Source organism: Mycobacterium sp. SA01 (genome assembly GCF_041287105.1).
Classification (GTDB): domain Bacteria; phylum Actinomycetota; class Actinomycetes; order Mycobacteriales; family Mycobacteriaceae; genus Mycobacterium.
This window is the reverse complement of the sequence record NZ_JBGGNO010000016.1, coordinates 13,262-33,736: the sequence shown is the minus strand read 5'-3', so window position 1 is coordinate 33,736 and position 20,475 is coordinate 13,262. Positions and strand designations below refer to the sequence as shown.

The following is a 20,475-nucleotide window of genomic DNA, read 5'->3' as shown; positions in this document are numbered from 1 at the left end:
CGCGACCCGCCGGATCCAGTGAAAGTGTGACGCAATGGCTTTCGTCGGTCGCAGCGATGTCAAAGATCCGGGTGCGCAACAGGAGCAGTGGGATCGGATAGCCCGTCGGCGCGAGCGCCTGTACGCGCAGGACGCGCACTTCAGCGCTACCAAGCCGGACGACACGGTCGCCGCGGCCGCGCGCAGGCCGGGGCTTCGGATCGCGCAGGTGATGGCGACTGTCATGGAGGGTTACGCCGACCGGCCCGCCCTGGGCTCGCGCGCCCGCCAACTGACAACCGACCCGGTGACCGGGCAGACCACACTGCGACTCAGGCCGGAATTCGCGACCGTCAGTTATGGGCTGCTGTGGGAACGGGTCCAGGGACTGGCCGCGGATTGGCACCACCACGCCGAAAATCCGGTGACCACTGGCGATTTCGTGTGTGTGCTGGGGTTCGCCAGCGTCGACTATGCGGTCATCGAACTCGCCTGCATCCATCTGGGCGCGGTGGTGGTGCCACTGCAGACCAGCGCGCCGGCCACCCAGCACGCGCCGATCCTGGCCGAAACCCAGCCGCGGATCCTATTGGCCAGCATCGAATCCCTGGACACCGCGGTGGAGTCCCTGTTGCTCGGCAGCACCCCGCAACGGCTGATCGTTTTCGACTACGAATCGCGTGATGACAGCCAGCGGGTCCGGTTCGAGGCGGCGGCCCTGCGCCTGGCCGAGGCCGGCATTCCACTGGCGATCGAGGTGCTCGACGAGATCGTGGCGACGGCGGTGGAGCTGCCGCGAGCGCCGCTGCATGTGGCGGCCGACGGGGAGGATCCGCTGGCGTGGGTGTTCTACACCTCCGGTACGACCGGCACTCCCAAGGGTGCGATGCTAACCGAAAGCCTCTGTATCGGTTCGTGGTTGGCGCAGTCCGATCAGCCGGTCATCACCTTGAGCTACATGCCGATGAGCCATCTCATCGGATACGGGTACGTGCTGATGACGTTGGCCAACGGCGGCACCAGCTATTTCGCCGCGAGCAGCGATCTTTCGACGCTGTTCGACGACCTGGCCGCGGCCCGGCCTACCACGCTGAGCCTGGTGCCGCGGGTGTGCGAGATGTTCTACCACCACTTCCTCGGTGAGTTCGACAAGGCCACGATTGCCGGCGAGCCTCCCGCCGCCGCAGAGCAGCGGCTGCTCGAAGATCTGCGGGAGCGGGTTCTCGGCGGACGGGTGCTCGCATGTGGTTGTGGCTCGGCCGCGTTGTCACCGGAGATCAAAGACTTCATGGAGCAGGTACTCGACCAGCACCTGATGATCGGATACTCCTCCACCGAGATCGCCGGCGGCATGCTGCTCGCCGATGAGCATGTCCTGCGGCCGCCGGTGATCGACTACAAGCTCGACGATGTTCCCGAACTCGGCTACTTCAACACCGACACGCCTCATCCACGTGGGGAATTGCTGGTCAAGTCGGAACGATTCATGGCCGGCTACTACAAACGGCCGGACCTGACCGCCACGATGTACGACGCCGACGGCTACTACCGGACCGGTGACATCATGGCCGAAGTGGCGCCGGACCGGCTGCGCTTTGTGGATCGGCGCAACAACGTCATCAAGCTCTCCCAGGGTGAGTTCGTTGCCGTGGCCCGGCTCGAAGCGCTGTACACGAAGAGTCCGCTCGTCCGCCAGATCTACCTCTACGGCACCAGCGAGCGGGCCTTCCTGTTAGGTGTCGTCGTCCCCACCGACCCGGAGTCATCGGCGGCGGAGATCGCGGCCTCGCTGCTCGAGGTCGCGCACGAAAACCAGTTGAACAGCTACGAGATCCCGCGCGATTTCCTGATCGAGACCGAGCCGTTCAGCCTGGAGAACGGATTGCTGTCCGGGGTCGGAAAGTTTTTGCGGCCCAAGTTCAAAGAGCGTTACGGCCCCCGTCTGGAACAGCGTTACGCGGAACTGGCAGACAACCAGGCCCGCCAATTGCGGGCGCTGCGCGCCGAAGGGTCCGCCCTTCCGGTTGACGAGCTGGTCGCCCGTGCGGTGCAGGCGACCCTGGGGCTCTCACCCGAGGACGTCGATCCGAGCGCCCGATTCATCGACCTCGGCGGTGACTCACTGTCGGCCCTGACGATCTCGCGACTGCTGGCCGACGTCGTCGGCGCCGAGGTGCCGGTCGGCGTGGTGACCGACCCGACCGGCAGCCTGGCGTCGCTGGCGTTGTTCATCGAGCGTCAACGCAACTCCGAATCGAAGGTGACGTACGGCTCGGTGCACGGCGCCGGGATCGGCGAGATCCGTGCCGCCGATCTGACGCTGGACAAGTTCATCGACGGTGACATCCTCACCACTGCAGCCTCTCTGCCCCGGCCCACCGAGCAGATCCGGTCGGTTTTGGTCACCGGTGTCACGGGATTCCTCGGCCGGTTCCTCGGCTTGGAATGGCTGCAGCGGATGGCGGACGCCGGCGGCACCGTCACCTATCTGGCCCGGGGCGCCGATCCAACGGCCGCTCGCGCCCGCATCGAAGCCGTGCTGGAATCGGATCCGGCCTTGCTGCAACGGTTCCGCGACCTGGCCGACGACCACCTGGAGGTCGTCGCCGGCGATATCGGCGAGGCGGGTTGGGGTCTGGACGAGGGCACCTGGAACCGGCTCGCGGAATCGGTCGACCTGATCGTCCATCCGGCCGCACACGTCAATCACCTGCTGCCGTACGACCAATTGTTCGCCGCCAACGTGGCCGGTACCGCCGAGCTGATCCAGCTGGCGCTGACCTCGAGACTCAAGACGGTGCACTACATCTCAACCATGGGCGTCACCGCGGTCACCGACCACATCGTCGGCGAGGACGCCGACATCCGCTCTGACGTACCGGCGGTGTCGCTGTCGGAGGGCTATGCCAACGGGTACGGCGTCAGCAAGTGGGCCAGTGAGGTGCTGCTACGGGAGGCCCACGACCTGTGCGGCCTGCCGATCGCGGTGTTCCGGCCGGGAATGATCCTGGCGGACAGCCGTTACCACGGACAGTTGAACGTGCCCGATATTCTCACCCGGCTGCTGTTCAGCGTCATCGCCACCGGTGTCGCGCCGCGCTCGTTCTATCTCGGCGGCGGCGATGGGGCCCGGCCGCACTACGAGGGACTGCCGGTGGACTTCCTGGCCCGTGCCATCGCTGACGTCGGGATGCGCGGCGGGACCGCGTTCGCCACCTACAACACCACCAATCCGCACGACGACGGGGTGTCGCTGGACACCTTCATCGACTGGTTGACCGACACCGGGTTTCCGGTGCAGCGCATCGACGACTACACCGACTGGCTGACTCGGTTCGAAACCGCGATGCACGCCTTGCCCGAACGAGCCAAGCAGCAATCGGTGCTGACGGTGCTCGACGTCTACCGCCACCCCGCACCGGCGGTGCCGGGATCGCCGGTGCCCGCAGCTGGATTCCGAGCCGCGGTGCGGTCAGCGGGGTACGAGATCCCGGGCATATCTGACGACCTCATCACCAAGTACGTCGACGACATGCGACTGCTCGGGATGCTGTAGCCGAAGGGACAATGATGTCACTACCCACGAAACTGGATTACCCCGCAGCAGGATTCGGGGCGCCGAAGAATCGCCGCGGCCATGCGCGCGACGCCCGCGCCGGCATCGGCCTGCCGCCTGGAACCGAGGTGTTCTCGGCCGACAACCACCTCTCGGTCGCGACGGACATCTTCTACGAGCAGTTCCCGGACGACCTCAAGGACGAGGCGCCACGCATCTGGTACGAGGACGGCGCCTACATGGTGGGCGTCAAGGGCAAGTCCTTCGTCGTCGGTGATTTCAGCGCGGTGCTGATGCAGTACGACGATTTGGCCGGTGCCGCGACCGGGGCCGCTGAGATCGACACCCGGATCGCCGAACTCGCCGAGGACGGGGTCGACAAGGAGCTCGCGTTCCCGAACGCGGTGCTGGCGTTGTTCCACTATCCGGACAAAGCGCTGCGAGAGCGCATCTTCCGGATCTATAACGAATACATCGCCGACATCCAGGAACGGTCGAACGGCCACTTCTACGGCGTCGGGCTGATCAACTGGTGGGAGCCCGCCGGCACCAGGCGCACCCTCGACGAGCTGAAGGCTCTGGGGATCAAGACGTTTCTGATGCCGTTGTACCCGGGATTCGACGACGATGGCGTGGTCATCGACTACGGTTCGACCGCGATGATCCCGGTGTGGGACGCCATCGAAGAGGCCGGCCTGCCGGTCACCCACCACATTGGTGAGACTCCGCCGAAAAGCCCGTGTGAAGTTGGCAGTGTGGCGGTCGCGATGATGATCAATATCGATTCGTTCCGGGACATGTTCGCGCGCTACATCTTTTCCGGCATCCTGGATCGGCACCCGAGTTTGAGAGTCGGCTGGTTCGAGGGCGGGATAGCCTGGGTGCCGTCCGCGCTGCAGGACGGCGAGCATGTGCTGGCCTCCTACCGGCACATGTTGGATCACCCACCCCGGCATGACATCCGGTACTACTGGGACACCCACATGTCGGCATCGTTCATGGTCGACCCGCTGGGCCTGAGCCTGATCGATCAGATCGGTGTCGACAAAGTCATGTGGTCCAGCGACTATCCGCACAACGAAAGCACATTCGGCTATTCCGAACAGTCGCTGGCGGCGGTGGTGGCCGCACTGGGACCGCAGGACGCCGCCCGGGTCGTCAGCGGCAACATCAAGCGATTCCTGGGGGTGTCATGACAGCGTTCTCGATCCCCGCCGAGCCCGACCGCGCCCGGATGTACAACGACGTCGGCGCGAAGATTCGCGCAGCGATGGTCCACAACGGAGTGGACGCGCTCATCCTGCTGATGAACGGTCACGTCAGCTACGCCACCGGGGCCAGTTGGCCGCTGCTCGACGCTGGGCTTTCACACCTCGAGCGTCCGGTGGCGATCGTGCTGGCCGACGACGAGCACCCGCACGTGTTCCTGCCGTTCCGGGAAGGTGCTGCCGCCGAGTTCGGCGTCCCGGTCGATCACCGGCACCGCGCCGTGTATCTCGAATTCGAGGACGGGGTCGACAGTTTCGTTCAGTTCGCCGAATCGTTGATTCGCCCCGGAGCCGTCGTCGCCGTCGACGAGCTGACCGGAGCGATGCGTCAATCCGGCAGCCGACTGTTCGCCGACACCTCGATCGACGCGGCCGCCGTGCTGGCGGCCGCCCAGCTGGTGAAGACGCCGGACGAGATGGCGGCGATGCGCCGGGCGTGCCGGATCACCGAGGAGGCGGTCGTCGAGGTGCAGAAGGCACTGGCACCCGGCGTGCGTCAACTCGATCTGTCGGCGCAATTCGCCAGGCGGGCCTTCGAATTGGGTGCCACCTCCAACATGTTGGAGGCGATCTGGCAGGTGATGCCCAAGACCCGGGCCGAGGGACAGTGGACCACCCACGGTGACCTCGCCCTCCCGTTACTGCCCACCGAACGCGCCCTCGCCCAGGGGGATGTGCTGTGGACCGATGTCAGCATCACCTATGGCGGCTACTGTTCGGATTTCGGTCGCACCTGGATCGTCGGTGACGAACCCACCGCCCGTCAGCAAGACCAGTACCGGCAGTGGCGATCCATCCTGGACGCGGTGCTGGCAGTGACGAAAGCCGGTGCGACATCCGGAGATCTGGCCCGCGCGGCAATCGCCGCCAACGGCGGCCGCAAGCCCTGGTTGCCCCACTTCTACCTCGGCCACGGCATCGGCACCTACCCGGCAGAGGCCCCGATGATCGGAACCGACCTCGGGGAAGAATTCGACGACAACTTCGTCTTCCCGGCGGGGATGGCCCTGGTCCTCGAACCCGTCGTCTTCGAAGACGGAACCGGGGGATATCGCAGTGAGGAGATCGTGATCATCACCGAGGACGGCTACCAGTCGTTGACCGACTACCCCTACACCCCTTATGGCGACTGAGACTCTGCCCGACGAGCGGGCACTGCGATTCGGCCGGCGCGAACGGGTGCTGGCCCAGATGGCGGACCACGACCTGGACCTGCTGGTGCTGGGCCGGCAGGCCAACGTGCGCTACGTGAGCGGCACGCCGCAGCTGTGGGTGGCGGGCACGCGTCCGTTCGGCCCGATCTTGGTTCTGGAACGCGCGACCGGCGAGATCCATCTCAACAGCACCTGGGATGAGGGTGTTCCGGACGAGATCGGACGGGACCGGCTCTACGGTTTGTCCTGGAGCCCCGTCACCCTGGTCGAGGTGCTCAAAGGCCTGCCCGCGTCGGCCACTGCCCGCCGCGTCGGAACCGATGCGCTCTCACCGACATTCGCGCAGTTGTTGCCGCAGGCGTTTCCCAATGCCGAGCTCGTCGACGGCGAGCCCGCGATGCGGGCGGCACGCCGGGTCAAGACCGCCGAGGAGATTGGCGCGATCCGCGCGGCCCTGGCTGCCGCGCGGAGCGCACTGTCGGCGGCCGTCGGTGAGCTCGGTCCGGGCAGCCGCGAACAGTCATTGGTCGGGGCGATGATGGAAGCCATGACGCTGGCCGGCGTCAGCACCCCGGCCACTCAGAACGGCGCGTGGGTGACGTCGCGGGAGCACCCGTGGCGCCGCGCCCGTGAGGACGGGCGCATCCAGGCGGGCGACCTTGTCGCCTTTGCCGCCGGGGCGCTCGGCGGAGGTTACGTCGGCGAGATCGGGCGCACCGCCGTCGCGGGCGACCCGCCGGCGGGCGGCCCCGCGCTGTTCGGACGTTCGAAGGCATTGGCCGACAGGCTGTTCGCGGCCTGTCGGGCCGGCGCGCCTGCGGCCGGCCTGCTGGCAGCCTACGACCAGGCCGGGGAAGCGCTGCCGCCGATGCCGGTCGCGCACGGCCTGGGAATGGGATTCGATCCGCCGGTGGTGTCCGCTGAGCTGTCCCGCTCGGTCGCCAACACCACTCTGGAAGCCGGGATGGTTCTGGCAGTCACCGGTTATGTGTGGCAGGAGGGTCTCGGGGCGGTGTTCACTCGCGATGCCGTCCAGATCACCGAGGACGGGCCGGTTCTACTCACCTCGTCGCAAGGCGGCCAGTAGCGCGCCGACGTCGCGGGCCTCCCACAGGTTGAGCACATTGGTGAGCATCTGCAGGGGAGCACGGATGCCCTCGTCGTGTTTGATGGCCGGATCGAACCGGGTCATCTCTTTCGCCGCCTCGCCGAGGCGGGCACGGATCAGCGCGGGCACATCGAGCAGCCACGTGGCGCCCATGATCGCGGCGTACTGCAACACCTGAGCGGCCAGCTCATCGCAGTCGGTCCGCGGACCGCCCGACGCTTCGTACTCCTGCGCGAAGAGCACGACCAGATCGTCGAAGTGCTGATCCCAGAGCGCATTTTCGGCCGCCGATAGCGCACCCCACAACGCCATCGCGACGTTGAGCCGGCTGACGCACCCCCAGTCCATCAATCCGCACTGCAGTCGGCCGGCGCCGTCGCGCCAGAACCAGGCGTTGTCGACGTTGGCGTTCCAATGGCACAGGGCGATGTGGTCGGTGGCGGCAGCCAAGCGCGGCCACAGCAGTGTCTCGGCGGCGACGATCAGCGGAATCTGGTCGGCGAGGTCAGACAGGAACTCTGGTGTGCGGACGTTGGCGGGCAACAGATTCGGGTGGCTTCCGGCGAACTCGGTCAGTCGCCTCAGTTGCCGGGACAGCTTGTCCTGCCGCAGCGGAGGGCGTTCACCGACGGTGGCGGCCTGCAGGTCGACCGGGAATCTGGCGATCGCGTCGTCCGCGCCGCCACGGCGATGCCATCCTGCCAGCTGCGCCAGCGATCTGATCAGGGTGCGGTAATGTTCGACCGCGCAGGGCATTTCGTAATCCAGGCATTTGTGGTGTTGCGGCTCGATACCGTCGGCGCCGAATCGGATGCGCTCGGTGATCAGAATCCCCGTCCCGGTGCCGGCGTGGTAGTCGGCGAACAGGGTGGCGGGCACGGTGATGGGGAAGTCACGTCGTCGCGCGAGCTCGGCGAACCGGACCTCAGGTTGCATCTGGGTGCGTCCGATGTCGCGGAGCGGATCGGCGAGGTCGCGAGAAAACTTGACGAAAAGAGTTGTTGGTAAACCCGGTTCGGTTCCGGCGTACTCGACGGACAGCAGCGCCTTCCGGCCGGTGCTGCCACCACGGACCTCGGTGCACTCAGTGATACGGGTGACAACGTTTCCGGGGGACAGGGTCCCGTAGGCGTGGAACGCCGACGTGAGGAACCGACGGCCCGCATCTTTCAGGGACGCCGGATCGGCCGGCAGTTCGACGCCGGTGTCGTCGCCGATGACCGAGCTGTCCACTACCAGGTCTGCTCGGCGGCGCGCACCAGGATCTGGTTGACCGCCACCCGGCGATCTCGAGTGACCATGTAGAGCACGGCATCCGCGATGTCCTCCGACCGGAGCTTCGTCATGCCCGCTGTGCGTTCGTCCATGGCGGCCTTGGCCTCCTGTGGCAGGTGATCACCGATCTCTGTATCGACGGTGCCGGGCCCGACCACCCCAACCCGGATTCGCTTGTCGAGCACCTCCTGGCGCAGACCTTCGCTGAACGCGTTGACACCGAACTTCGTCAGCGAGTAGACCGCGGTGCCGGGCCGGGCCACCCAGCCCGCCGTCGAACTGACGGTGACGACGTCGGCTACGCCGCGGGGGGCGTCCGCGGCGGCCGCGGCGAGATGGGGCAGCGCGGCGTGCGTGGTGTACAGAACCCCTTGAACATTGACTGAGACCAGGTCATCCCAATCCGCAAGCGGTGCGTCGAGGGCCTGCCCCATCCGCATCAGGCCGGCGTTGTTGACCAGGATGTCGAGCCGGCCCCACGCCGATACGCAAGCCTCCACCGCCCGCTGTACCTGAGCGGCGTCGGTGACGTCGGCGGCCACCACGATGGCCGAATCGCCGGTGGAGTCGATCTCCGACTTCAGGGCTTCAAGCCGCCCGGCACGGCGGGCCAGCAGCGCGACCTTGGCTCCATCAGCGGCCAGCGCGCGTGCCGTCGCCGCACCGATGCCGCTGCTCGCGCCGGTGACCAGCGCCACCGTCCCCGCCAATGCGCCGGTCACGATGTGGCCGCCGGGCGGTGGTCAGCGCCCACGAGTTCGCCCAGCACATAGGCGTTGTCCTCGCCGAGGTCCGGTGCACCACGTTCGACGACGGCCGGAGCCCGCGATAGCCGCCACGATGCGGCCAGCACCGGGCGCAGACCTTCGCGGTGGTCGGAGACGAAGCGGTAGGTTCCCCGCTCCCAAAGGAGGTCGTCGCCGATGATGTCGGCGGCGGTGGCGCTTTTGGTGGCAGGCACACCAGCATTCTGCAACCGGCGCGCCAGGTCCGCGGCATCAAGGGCCGAGGTGTGCTGCTCGATTCCGGCATCGAGCGACCCGACATGGGCCTGGCGGTCGCGGGCGGTGGCGTAACGCGGATCGTCCGCCAGCTCCGCGGCGCCGAGTTCCGCACACGTCCGCCGCCATTCGTCGTCGGTGCCCACCGCGATGCTGATCCACTGATCGTCGCGGCAGGGGTAACAGCCGTGCGGTGCGAGGTCAGGATGGCGATTGCCGTCGGGGCGCAGGGCGCGTCCGGTCATGGAGTGTTCGACCAATCTGTCTCCGATCATCGAGGAGAGCACCTCGACCGCGGAGACGTCGACGAATTGACCTTCACCGGTACGTTCCCGGTGCAGCAGTGCGGCTATTGCTCCGACCGCGGCGGCGGCGCCTACGGTCGAGTCGCCGTAGCGCATGTTGGCTCCCAGCGGGGGCCCGTCCTCGTAGCCCACCAGGGCGGCAAGGCCGGCCAGTGCCGAAAATGATGGCGCATAACCGGTTTGGTAGCCGAGCGGCCCGTCGTTGCCCCACATTTTGATCGATACTGCAATGATGTCGGCTTTGATGGCCGCCAGATCGGCGTAGCCCAGCCCCTGCCGCTCCATCGCGCCGGGACGAAGATTGTTGACCACGATGTCGCTGCCGGCCACCAACTCGCGTACTGCGGCCATCCCGGCCGGCGTCTTGATGTCGAGGTCGACGCTGAGGATTTCTGGGTTGATGCTCAGGAAGTAGGGCGCGTGGTTGATGTCAGTACCGCCGTAGGCGCGCATCTCCTCGGGCAACGTGGTGCACTCGATCTTGATCACCTCGGCACCGAGCAGTGCCAACAGCTTCCCGGTGTAGGGCCCGGCCCACACCTTGGTCAGCTCGACCACCCGCACCCCTTCGAGCGGTCCACCGCGCCGGCGTGCGGGCGCCTTGAGTTGTGGCTGCCGCACCGCGGGGCGCCGGCGGGGGGCGGCGAGCAGGTCCAGTACTGCAGAGGTGTCTGCGCCCAGTCTCGGTGCGGCCGTGTCGATCCGGGCGGGGGTGGCGGTCAGCAGGTAGGGGGCGCCGGGATAGGCGGCGGTGCCGAGCACTGGGTGGGTGACGTCGTGAAAGAAGTGGCGGTGCCGGTACTGCGGTGACCGCAGGAGGTCGTCGGCTCCGTTGACCGGTACCAACGCGAGCCCGAGCCGTTGAGCGGTCTCGGCGGTCTCTTCGCGGGGTCGATCACCGATCCACTCGGCGAAGCGGCGCTTGAAGGTCGCCACCTTCTCGGGCGTGACCGAGAACTCCAGCCAGTCATCGTCGAACGCATCGAGCCAGGGGGCATGCTCGAGAAGCTCTTCGAGTGCCAGCCAGTGACTGCGGCTGGTCATGTAGAGGTAGACGAACCCGTCCGCGCAGGCGAACATCGACGCGGGGCCCTGCTGGTCGTAGTCGTCGCGGGTGTCTGCCGGTGACACCTCTCCGGAGATGAAGCGACCGAGAATGCAGTCCGCCCGGGCAACCTGCACAGCGTGTTGCGAGATATCGATGAATTCGCCTTCACCGGTGTGCATCTGACGAAACAGTGCCGACATCACGCACAGCGCGGCATCCAACCCGGCCTCGTAATCGGCGGCGTAGCGGCCCGGTCCCTTCAGGGGCGGCCTGGCCGGATCGGAATGGCTTGGCGTGTGGTGGCCCCAGCCGCCGGCCTGGAAGACGTTGATGCTGCGACTGTTCTGCAGTTCGGGCGGAGCTCCCGCGCCGAACGGGGTGATGGAGCAGACCACGACGCCGGGATGGTCGGCACTGATCTGCTCGGTCGTGGCCGGGTCGTGGTCATCGATGACGGCGTCGGCCCTCGCCAGCAGCTCGCGAACCGCATGCGCAGCCGGGGTCACCGAACGCTTGTTGGTGTTCAGATACGCGAACAGTCCGCTGCGTTCGGGATCGGAGCCGAGGTCCAGCAGTGGAGCCATGGCCCGGGTGGGACTGCCCCGCCCGGGCCGCTCCACTTTGATCACCTCGGCACCGAGGTCGGCGAGCAGCTTGCCGCAGTACTCGCCGGACACGCCCTCGGCGAGTTCGATGATCCGGAATCCGGTCAGCGCCGACACGTCAGCTTGTCCGGTCAGGGCTTGGCGCGGCCCGACTTGCTCAGTCGCCATTCCGGTGGGAAGTTCATGTCATTGTCCTTCACCACATTGTTGAGGCCCTTCTCGAATGTTCCAGCGGTCAGGTCCACGGTGTTCGCCACGTCGTTGGTGATCATCGGCAGCATGCCTTCGACCATGCCGGTGAGCAGGCTGCCGAAGTACTCGCCCTTGTGCTGCTTGTACAGCTCCAGGAACGTCTTCTGCACCGCGACGGTGTCGGTGGGTCGGGACTTCGAGCAGGCCAGCGCGTACTTGAGTGTTTCTGCTTCCAGGTCGGCACGTGGTACCACGCTGTTGACGAAGCCGCAGTCGTACATCTCCTTGGCGCTGAACGGCCGTCCGGTGAACAGCATTTCGGAGAACTTCCGCAGGCCCATGGTCTCGGCCCACCACCACAGCCGGGGGCCCCAGCCCACATACCGGAAGGCGGGATGCCCGAAGAGCGCATCGTCGGAGGAGATCACCAGATCGGCGTCGCCGGCCTGATAGAAGTGCCAGCCGTAGCAGTAACCCTTGGCTTCGATGATGCTGACCTTGCGCAGTTCCTGCAGCGGCCGGTTGCCTGCGGGCGCCTTGGCGTAGAAGTCGGTGACCGTCGACAGATAGCGGTAGGAGCCGCCGGGCGGGTACTTGACGTCGTCGTCGTTGATGGCCAGTTCGTGCAGCAACGGCATGCCGGGGTTTTCGATCATCCCCCGCTGCTCGGGCAGGTCACCGCCGCTGCCGAAATCGTCGCCCTCGCCGCGGATCACGACGACCTTGACGTCGTCGTCGACATTGCACTTGTGGATGATGTCGGCGTAGAGCTGGCGCATGCCCAATGATGTCGCGTTCTGGGCATCGGGTCGATCGAAGGTGATGTAGGCGATCCGGTTCTCGCGATCCTTCTCGAACTTGATGTACTGCGCTGCTTCCTTTTTCATTTCTTCGTAGTCGAATTCAGGCATTATCACTCCTCATTGGTTGATGTGTTACTTGAGTAAGGCGCCCGCGTCGACGGGGAGTTGCACGCCTGTGACATAACGGGATTCGGCACTGGCGAGGAATAGGACGGCATTGCTGATGTCCTCGGGCTCCACCCAAGGTGTCGGCAGCGTATGCATCATCTGGGAGACCGGGGCAAAGTCCTCCGGTCCGGGATTCTCCTTGTCAGGGGCGAACAGCCGGAAGGTGGCGTCGTTGAGCGCCATCGGAGTGTCCACCTGCGTCGGGTGCACTGAATTCACCCGGATGGAATGCTGGCCGAGTTCGACCGCGAAGGTGCGCATGAGGCCGACGACACCGTGTTTGGCTGCGATGTAATGTCCCGTGTGAGCCATGGCCTTCATGCCTCCCACCGAGCTGGTCAGGATGATCGATCCGCCACGCCCGCCGGAAAGAATGTGGGGTACAGCGGCTTTCACTGTATGCCAGACTCCGGTCAGGTTGATGTCGATCATGTCCTTCCAGATGTGCTCGTCGAGCTTGTGAAGGCGGTTTCCGGCGTTGCCGATGCCCGCGTTGGCCACCACGATGTCCAGCCGACCCAGCTGGTCCACGCCGGTGTCGACGGCGCTCTTGACGGCGTCATAGTCGCGCACGTCCACCTGGGCTGTCACGATCCGCCGGCCAAGGGCGCCGACGAGCTCGGCGGTCTCAGCCAGGTCAGCCGGTGTCGACGGCGGGTACACCACATCGGGGATGGCGGCGCAGATGTCGATTGCGATGATGTCGGCGCCTTCTTGGGCCAGTCGCACCGCGTGGCTTCGACCCTGACCCCGTGCCGCGCCGGTGACGAACGCGACCATGCCTTCCACCCGTCCGTCCATACCTACCTACCCCCCGTTCACCGTTGTGAGTGTGGTCTGGCGCCGCGCTGGTTGACGCATCCGGCCAGTCCGCAACCGGCGGTAGAACTCTGCGGCACCGGATGTGGCATCGCAGTCCACAACTGCTTTGGCATGGTCGACGAAGATGGCGGCAGCGCGGCTCACCGGGATCTTCACCTGTCCGCTGTCCGATCCCGGGCCAGGGATGTCCCACACGAGGACTTCGATGCCGGTCTCGCGCATCGCCGCCTCGACCCAGCGTCGGACGCCGTCGTCGCTGCGATACAGGTCTCCCGACACCACCACCGTGCGCAGCAACGGCTCCTCGGCCGGTCCCAGGGGCATGCTGCCGGCGCGGGTGGCGCCGAGGATTCGCAGGCCCAAGTCCTGTTGCGCGGTGGGGTCATCACGGGTCGCGAAAACCCTGATGTCCCAGCCGGTGAGCGATCTGTCGCAGATCAAGCCACCCGCGTAGGCGATCGCGTCGGCAATGGTGGCGCACACGACGTCCATGCGGTACCGGGTCAACACGCGGGCTCCACAGCGGGATAGGTGACTCCGGTGAGGCTCTCCGACATCTGCCACAACCGGCGGCAGGCGTCGAGGTCGAGCACCGGCTGCGGGAGCTTGGCGAATGTGACTCCGCCGCCGGCGGTTTCGTAGATTCCGCGCGGGCCGTAATAAGTTGCCCCGGTCGCCTCGGCAGATACCGCGGCGTACAGGGTGGGTTTGATCCCCTCGTCGACGTCGAGCCACATGAACGGCAGCAACCGCCAGGTGAGCTGGGTGAGCCGGCTGGTCAGCGTCGGTTTCGTGCGACCGTACGACGCGCCGCTGAGCAAATTGGTCTTGCTCAGCCCAGGGTGCGCGGCGTTGGACGTGACGCCCCACTGGCCGCTCCGGCTGCGCCGTTCCAGCTCGAAGGCGAACATCAGCTGGCTGAGTTTGGCGACACCGTAGGAGTGCATCGGCTTGTACTCGCGTTCGGCGTTCACGTCGTCGAACGTGATGTGTTTCTGGGTGGCCGCGATGCTGCTGACGGTGACCACCCGCCCGCTGCCCAGTAGTGGCAGCAGTCGCCCGGTCAGCGCGAAGTGGCCCAAATGGTTTGCACCGAATTGCAACTCGAAGCCGTCGGTGGTCTGTTGACGGGTTGGCGGGGTCATCACGCCGGCGTTGTTGATCAGGACGTCGACCGGCCTGCCCTCGCGGGAGAGTTCGCCGGCGAACGTTTCGACGCTGGCCAGTGAGGCCAGGTCGATCAGCTTGACGCGCACGTCGGCCGCTGGGGCCGACTGCCGGATGTGCGCGGCGGCGGCCTCGCCTTTGGTGCTGCTGCGTACCGCCATCACGACGTCGGCGCCGGCGCCCGCGAGCCGCTTCGCCAACCCGAAGCCCAGACCGCTGTTGGCCCCCGTCACCACCACGTGCCTGCCGGACAGGTCCGGGACAGCCAGCGTGAGGTCGGGACGGTTCACCAGTTCACCGGTAGCTCGTGCAGGCCGTAGGCCAGTGCATCGTGCTTGAACGGCAGCTCGCTGACGGGCACCGCGGGCGCCAGTGTGGGAATCCTGCGGAACAACGTGGGCAGCACGATTTGTAGTTCCATCCTGGCCAGTTGGCCGCCCACACACGAATGCCGGCCGTAGCCGAACGCGACGTGCGGCCCGTCGTTGCGGTCCAATTGGAGCCGCTCGGGATTGGGGAACTGGCGAGGATCCCAGTTGGCCGGCGCTACATCGAGAATGATTCCCTCACCGGCACGGATGATTCCACCACCGACCTCGATGTCCTCGGTCGCGATGCGCCGCTGGCCGGTCTGGATGATGCTGCAGTAGCGGAGCAACTCCTCGACAGCCGACGCGACCACCTTGGGGTCGTCGGTGTCCCGGAGGATCGCCAGCTGCTCAGGGTTGTCGAACAGCGCCGCGATGCTGACGGAGATCTGACCGGCCGTCGTCTCGTGGCCGGCGATCAGCACACCGGTGGCCAGCTGGGCCGCCTCCTTCAGCGAGATTTCTTCGTCCCTGACCCGCTCCGCGAGATCGGATACCAGATCCTCGGCGGGCTCGTCCATCTTCTTTTCGATCAGCGCCTTGAGGTACTTCGCCAGCGCCCCTGCGCCTTTCGCGGCGTCCTCGGCCGAGGCGTTGCGGGCCATGCCCTTGTTGGACTGTTCCTGGAAGAAATCGGCGTCCTCATAGGGCACCCCCAGCAGATGACTGATCACGAGCGAGGGGACCGGTAGCGCCAGGGCACTGACCAAGTCGGCGGGCTGTGGGCCGGCCAGGATGGCGTCGATGTGGTCGTCGGTGATCTTCTGTACCGCGGCGCGCAGCGCCTCGACTCGCCGGTAGGTGAACGGCTTCGACAGCATGCGCCGGTAGAACGTGTGTTCCTCGGCGTCAGAGGTGAATACTGAACGGGGACGACGGTGCACAGTGGACTGCATGCCCTCGTTCCAGTGCGGATATCCCGGCTTGCGGTCGTCGACACTGGCCCGACTGTCGGCGAACAGCGAGCGGATCGCCTCGTAGCCGGTGATCAGCCACGGCGTGCTGCCATCCCAGATGCGGACCCGCCCCATCTGCGCATTCTCGTTGAAGGCCAACGATTCTCGCGGTGGCGTGAGGGGAAGGCCCGCGGCGCGAGACATCGGAAACTCGGGCACATCCGACGTACCAGCCGCAGTCACAGGTCTCAGTGAACAACACCTGCGGCAGTAAATCAATCAATTTATTTTATTTGGCCGTCGGTGGCGGCGGCTCAGCCCGCGATCGATACCTCCGCAGGAACCGCTTCCAGGCGCGCAGGCACGTGCTTATGCCAGGGTGTCCCGGCGTAGGGATCGCGCCAGTCGGTGGAGGTGAGCGCGTTCGGCGCCACCCCCGGAACGCGGCGTTGCCCGTCGGCGTCGACGTAGTCGAGACCGAAGCCGTTGGGCAGTGCGGCGTGCCCGGTCATCATGGTCGCGCTGATCTCGACGGTGGCCTCGGCGCTGCCGGCGGCGGTGGTGATCCGCACCCGGCCACCGTCGACCAGGCCGAGCGCTGCGGCGTCTTCGACGCTGACGCGCAAAGCACCGTCGGCGTCGCGCTTGCGCCAGGACGGATCCCGCAGGATGTCGTTGGCGGTGAACGCCCGGCGCTCGCCGGCGGACAGCACGATCGGGAACTCCGGGTCGGTCAGTTCCGGCCGGTCGTCGGCCAGCGCACGAATGTCGTCGAGCATCTCCGGGATCACCAGCGCGATCTTGCGGTCGGGGTGACTGATCAGTGCCCAGTCGTCTTCGTACTCGTGCACGGTGAACGTCACCCCGGACTTGCCGGCCAGGATCGCGTCGAACAGCGCGTTGCCGTCGGCGTGCCCGGCCCGGCGCACGGCGTCGGGGTAGGTGACGGCGGCTTTCTGGGCCAGCCCCCAGAGCGCGGCCGCGCCGGCCAGCCCGTCGGGCAGCGTCGGGCCGAGAGTGTCGTACAAGACGAACGGCAACGCCCTACCCAGCGCTGGATTGGCGGCGAGTTCGGTGAAGAAGGCTTGGGTGTAGGCGTCTCGGCCGTGCCTGGCGGCGTCGCGCAGCGGGCGCAGATCGTCGTCGCTGACCACACCGAGCGCCCGCACCAGCCGAGACCAGATCTCGGGTTCGGGCAATGTTCCGGGAGTGGGCTCGAAAAGCCGATGGCGCAGGTGGAATTCGTTGCGCGGGAACTCGAAATTGAAGAAGGTGGCTTCCGGTTTCTCGAACTGGTTGGCCGCCGGCAGCACGTAGTGGGCCAGCCGTGCGGTCTCGGTCATCGCCACGTCGATCACCACCAGCAGTTCCAGCGATTCGAACGCGGCGCGGCAGTTCTCCGAGTCTGCGATGGAGTGAGCAGGATTGGCGCTCTCGACGATCATCGCGCGGAACCGGTCAGGATGGTCGGTCAGGATCTCCTCGGGCACCACGTTGGACGGAACCAGCCCGGCGATGATCGGCGCACCGGTCACCGGGGAGCGTCCGACACCGCTGAGGCTGAACAGCGGCGCGAACGACGAATGCAGATGCTGTCCGCCGGGTTTGGCGAAACTGCCGGTCAGGATCCAGAGCAGCTTGTTGAGGTAGGAGCACAGGGTGCTGTTGGGTGCCTGCTGCACGCCGAGGTCTTCGAACACCGCGACCGAATCGGCGGCGGCGATGCGACGGGCCGTGGCGCGCACCAACTCCACATCCACACCGCTGCGTTCGGCGTACTCGGCGATCGGCACCGTTGCCAGCACGGCGCGTACCTCGTCGGCGCCGTGCACATGCTCGGCGAGAAACACGTCATCGCAGAGGTTTTCCTGCACGAGGACCGCGGCCAGCGCCGCGAGGCACCAGGCGTCGGTGCCGGGCCGCACCCGCAGGTGGAAGTCGGCCATCTTGGCGGTATCGGTGAGAACCGGGTCGATCACGACCATCGAGCGGGCCGGGTCCTTGGCGATGTCGTTGAGCACGGTGCGAGCCCGCGGGAAGCTCTGCGACATCCACGGATTCTTGCCGACGAAGACCGACACCTCGGCGTGCTCGAACTCGCCGCGGGTGTGCCCGCCGTACAGCTGGAAATCAACCCAGGCCTCGCCGGTCTTCTCCTGCGCCAGGGCATTCGACCGGTATCGCGAACCGAGCAGCTTGAGGAAGGCCCCGCTGTAGGCGCCGCCCAGGTGATTGCCCTGACCACCGCCGCCGTAGTAGAAGATCTTCTCCCCGCCGTAGGCGTCGGCGATTCCGCGGAAACCTTCGGCGATCTCGGTGATCGCGGTGTCCCAATCGATTTGCTCGTAGCTGCCGTCGGGTCTGCGGCGCATGGGGGAGGTCAGCCGCGCCCGGTTGTTCTGATAGTGGTCGAGGCGCAGCGCCTTGTTGCAGGTGTAGCCCTGCGAGGCTGGGTTGTCCTTGTCGCCGCGGATGCGGGCCAGGGTGCGGACCCCGTCCTGAACGCTGGTCTGCACCACGATGCCGCAGTTGCATTCGCAGAGGATGCAGGCGGTGGGTTGCCAGTCAGCGGACATCGGATCTCCTAAGTGGGCAGTTCGGCTTCGAGCAGGTCGCGCAGTTGCCGATGGACGATGTCGAGCGGTTTGGTGTCGCGCGCCGCTCGGGCGAGCACGATGGCGCCTTCCAACGCGGCGGTCGTGGTCACCGCCATCTCGTCGGCGCGGTCCTTCGCGATTCCGTCGGCCATTAGGCGCGCAGCGATCAGGTCGTTCCAGCGGGTGAACGCCTCGGCGGCCCGGTCGATCACCGGGTTGGCGTTACCCGGTTCACCGGATTCGACGGCGACGGCCACCACCGGGCAGCCGGCTCGGTAGTCGGTCTCGAGCAGGTTCTTGCGATAGAAGCGGGTCAGCCCGTCGAGCATCTCGAGGCTGTTGGAGGCTTTGGCCAACTTGTCCGCCACAAAGTCAGCGACGTAATCGACTGCCTCGCTGAGTAATTGAGCGCGCCCGCCGGGAAAGTAGTGGTATGCCGAGCCGCGCGGAGCCCCGCTGTGCGCCAAGACGTCGGCGATCGCGGTGGACTGCGCTCCGCGTTCGCGGATCAACAGTGCGGCGGAGGCGACCATCCGTTCCCGGGGGCTCGTCATGATTATGTATGTAACCATACATAATCGCGTGGCACCAGAGTGCGGCCGTCGGCTCTGCGCTCAGCGTGCGTCGGAAGCCCGAGAGCGCACGCTCACCGCAGGGTCGATGCGCTGAGCGCAGAGTCGCGGCGTGTTGAATAGCGGAGTGTCAGAGCTGGATCAAGTGGTGCGTGCTCGCCGATCTACCCGGCTATTTCACTCCGGCAGGCCTGTGCAGCGTGCGGATGTGCTCGAGGCTCTCGACTTGGCGAGGCGCGCGCCCTCGAACTCCAACTCACAGCCGTGGCACCTGGTGTTCGCCTCCGGCCCGGCCCTGGATCGCCTCGTGGCCGCGCTGGTAAACGCGTCCCGCGACCGTGAACCGGCGATCCCGCCGCTACCCGCCGAATTTGAGAATGCGAAATTTGCACTGGGCGAGCAGCTGTACGGCAGCATGGGCATCGCGCGCGATGACGTCGACAGCCGGCGCAGGGCTGTGGCGTTCAACTGGCGGTTCTATAACGCGCCGCTGGCGGGCATCGTCTGCATGAATCGCGAACTGCACCACGTCGATAGCCTGGGAGTCGGCATGTTCCTGCAGACGCTGCTGCTGGGGCTGACCGCTCGCGGCCTCGGCACCTGCGTGCAGATGCTGATCGCGGGTTATCCGGATGTGGTGCGCGAGGAGCTGGCCATACCCGATCGTTACGAGATCCTCTGCGGACTCGCCATCGGCTATCCGGTCGAGGAGTTCCCGTCGAACAACCTCGACGTCCCGCGCAAGCCGCTCGACGAGTGCGTGGTATTCATCGACCACTAGGGCAGTAACGTCGCCCGAATGTCGTACTTCAGCCGGGTGTCCGATCATTCCTACCGCGCCAACGAGCATGCCGGCGGCGCGTGGAATCTCGCCGAACAGCACATCGCCCCGTCGTTCGGTCTGCTCGCGCACGCCATCGAAACCGACCGGGACGCCCGCGGGAACGGACATCTGGCGGTGGCGCGGCTGAGCTACGACATCCTGGGGACGGTGCCCGTCGGTGTCGTCGAGGAGGTCGAGGTGCGGGTGCTCCGGCCGGGCCGAACCATCGAACTCGTCGAAGCCACTCTGATGTACCAGGACCGCGCGGTGGTGCTCGCGCGAGCCTGGCTGATGAAGAGTTACGACACGTCCGCACTGCGCGGCAGCGGTCTGCGGCCGATTCCGTCGCCGGCGGAGATGCCGGAATGGGATCCGAGTGCGGTGTGGCCGGGTGGTTTCATCGCGTCGGCCGAGGTACGACGCGCCGAGGAGCGACCAGGCCGGGCGATTTATTGGGTGCGCACTGCGGTGCCGCTGCTCGACGGCGAGCAGGTGAGCCCGCTGGCCCGCGCGGCGGGATTGCTCGACATCGCCAACGGGATGGCGGTGCTGGTGGATCCGCGCGAGGTGGCGTTTCCGAATCTGGATCTCACCGCGCACTTTTTCGCCGAGCCGGCCGGCGAGTGGGTGGGCTTCGACACCGCGGTGTCGATCGGCCCGACTGGAATCGGGTTGACGCACAGCATCATTCACGACATAACCGGCCCGATCGGCGCTGTGTCGCAGAGTTTGACCGTCCGGCCTGGCATCGGACTCGGGTAATGCGCC

The 20,475-nt window shown here is 66.4% G+C and carries 16 protein-coding genes; 6 read left to right on the top strand and 10 right to left on the bottom strand.

All coding sequences use genetic code 11. The annotated features are described in order from the left end of the window. Window positions 1-34 precede the first annotated feature (34 nt). From car to AB4879_RS07865, 4 genes are read left to right on the top strand one after another with little or no spacing between them, the layout of a single operon-like run. Complete coding sequence (car, locus tag AB4879_RS07880; RefSeq protein WP_370507154.1) at window positions 35-3,535, top strand: carboxylic acid reductase; 3,501 nt, start codon at window positions 35-37, stop codon at window positions 3,533-3,535. 11 nt (window positions 3,536-3,546) lie between these two features. Next, window positions 3,547-4,731 (top strand): amidohydrolase family protein, encoded by a 1,185-nt coding sequence (locus AB4879_RS07875; protein ID WP_370507153.1) that lies wholly within the window; start codon window positions 3,547-3,549, stop codon window positions 4,729-4,731. Then, window positions 4,728-5,936, top strand: coding sequence for a M24 family metallopeptidase (locus AB4879_RS07870; protein WP_370507152.1), 1,209 nt, complete (start codon window positions 4,728-4,730; stop codon window positions 5,934-5,936). Before AB4879_RS07875 ends, AB4879_RS07870 begins: the two co-directional genes overlap by 4 nt. Beyond that, window positions 5,926-7,044, top strand: a complete 1,119-nt coding sequence (locus tag AB4879_RS07865) for a M24 family metallopeptidase (RefSeq protein ID WP_370507151.1) — start codon at window positions 5,926-5,928, stop codon at window positions 7,042-7,044. Before AB4879_RS07870 ends, AB4879_RS07865 begins: the two co-directional genes overlap by 11 nt. On the opposite strand, the gene AB4879_RS07860 is transcribed toward AB4879_RS07865, so the two are convergent. From AB4879_RS07860 to AB4879_RS07815, 10 genes are all read right to left on the bottom strand, one after another. After that, window positions 7,015-8,298 carry a hypothetical protein gene (locus AB4879_RS07860; protein ID WP_370507150.1) on the bottom strand — a complete coding sequence of 428 codons (1,284 nt, stop codon included), beginning with the start codon at window positions 8,296-8,298 and terminating at the stop codon, window positions 7,015-7,017. The two genes, AB4879_RS07865 and AB4879_RS07860, sit on opposite strands and share 30 nt — an antisense overlap. Next, the gene (locus AB4879_RS07855; protein WP_370507149.1) at window positions 8,298-9,062 is read right to left on the bottom strand and encodes an SDR family NAD(P)-dependent oxidoreductase; all 765 of its coding nucleotides are present in this window, start codon (window positions 9,060-9,062) and stop codon (window positions 8,298-8,300) included. The genes AB4879_RS07860 and AB4879_RS07855 overlap by 1 nt, the downstream gene beginning before the upstream one ends. Next, on the bottom strand, window positions 9,059-11,416 hold the full coding sequence (locus AB4879_RS07850) for a CaiB/BaiF CoA transferase family protein (RefSeq protein ID WP_370507465.1): 2,358 nt from the start codon (window positions 11,414-11,416) through the stop codon (window positions 9,059-9,061). The genes AB4879_RS07855 and AB4879_RS07850 overlap by 4 nt, the downstream gene beginning before the upstream one ends. Before the next feature lie 14 nt (window positions 11,417-11,430). Further along, window positions 11,431-12,402, bottom strand: a complete 972-nt coding sequence (locus AB4879_RS07845; protein ID WP_370507148.1) for an enoyl-CoA hydratase/isomerase family protein — start codon at window positions 12,400-12,402, stop codon at window positions 11,431-11,433. 24 nt (window positions 12,403-12,426) lie between these two features. Beyond that, window positions 12,427-13,263, bottom strand: coding sequence for a mycofactocin-coupled SDR family oxidoreductase (locus AB4879_RS07840; protein WP_370507147.1), 837 nt, complete (start codon window positions 13,261-13,263; stop codon window positions 12,427-12,429). A gap of 6 nt (window positions 13,264-13,269) precedes the next feature. Beyond that, window positions 13,270-13,794, bottom strand: a complete 525-nt coding sequence (locus AB4879_RS07835) for a hypothetical protein (RefSeq protein ID WP_370507146.1) — start codon at window positions 13,792-13,794, stop codon at window positions 13,270-13,272. Further along, window positions 13,788-14,741, bottom strand: coding sequence for an SDR family oxidoreductase (locus tag AB4879_RS07830; protein ID WP_370507145.1), 954 nt, complete (start codon window positions 14,739-14,741; stop codon window positions 13,788-13,790). Before AB4879_RS07830 ends, AB4879_RS07835 begins: the two co-directional genes overlap by 7 nt. After that, window positions 14,738-15,919: a cytochrome P450 gene (locus AB4879_RS07825; protein ID WP_370507464.1), complete on the bottom strand. Its 1,182-nt coding sequence runs from the start codon at window positions 15,917-15,919 to the stop codon at window positions 14,738-14,740. The genes AB4879_RS07830 and AB4879_RS07825 overlap by 4 nt, the downstream gene beginning before the upstream one ends. Window positions 15,920-16,029: 110 nt before the next feature. Next, the gene (locus AB4879_RS07820) at window positions 16,030-18,291 is read right to left on the bottom strand and encodes a molybdopterin-dependent oxidoreductase (RefSeq protein ID WP_370507144.1); all 2,262 of its coding nucleotides are present in this window, start codon (window positions 18,289-18,291) and stop codon (window positions 16,030-16,032) included. A gap of 8 nt (window positions 18,292-18,299) precedes the next feature. After that, window positions 18,300-18,866, bottom strand: coding sequence for a TetR/AcrR family transcriptional regulator (locus tag AB4879_RS07815; RefSeq protein WP_102809740.1), 567 nt, complete (start codon window positions 18,864-18,866; stop codon window positions 18,300-18,302). A 145-nt stretch (window positions 18,867-19,011) separates the two neighbouring features. Here AB4879_RS07815 and AB4879_RS07810 point away from each other — a divergent pair, with 145 nt between their 5' ends. Both AB4879_RS07810 and AB4879_RS07805 read left to right on the top strand, forming a co-directional pair. Continuing rightward, the gene (locus tag AB4879_RS07810) at window positions 19,012-19,665 is read left to right on the top strand and encodes a nitroreductase (RefSeq protein ID WP_370507143.1); all 654 of its coding nucleotides are present in this window, start codon (window positions 19,012-19,014) and stop codon (window positions 19,663-19,665) included. An 18-nt stretch (window positions 19,666-19,683) separates the two neighbouring features. Beyond that, a complete protein-coding gene (locus AB4879_RS07805) occupies window positions 19,684-20,469 on the top strand; it encodes a thioesterase family protein (protein ID WP_370507142.1) in 786 nt (261 codons plus the stop codon). Window positions 20,470-20,475: the final 6 nt, after the last annotated feature.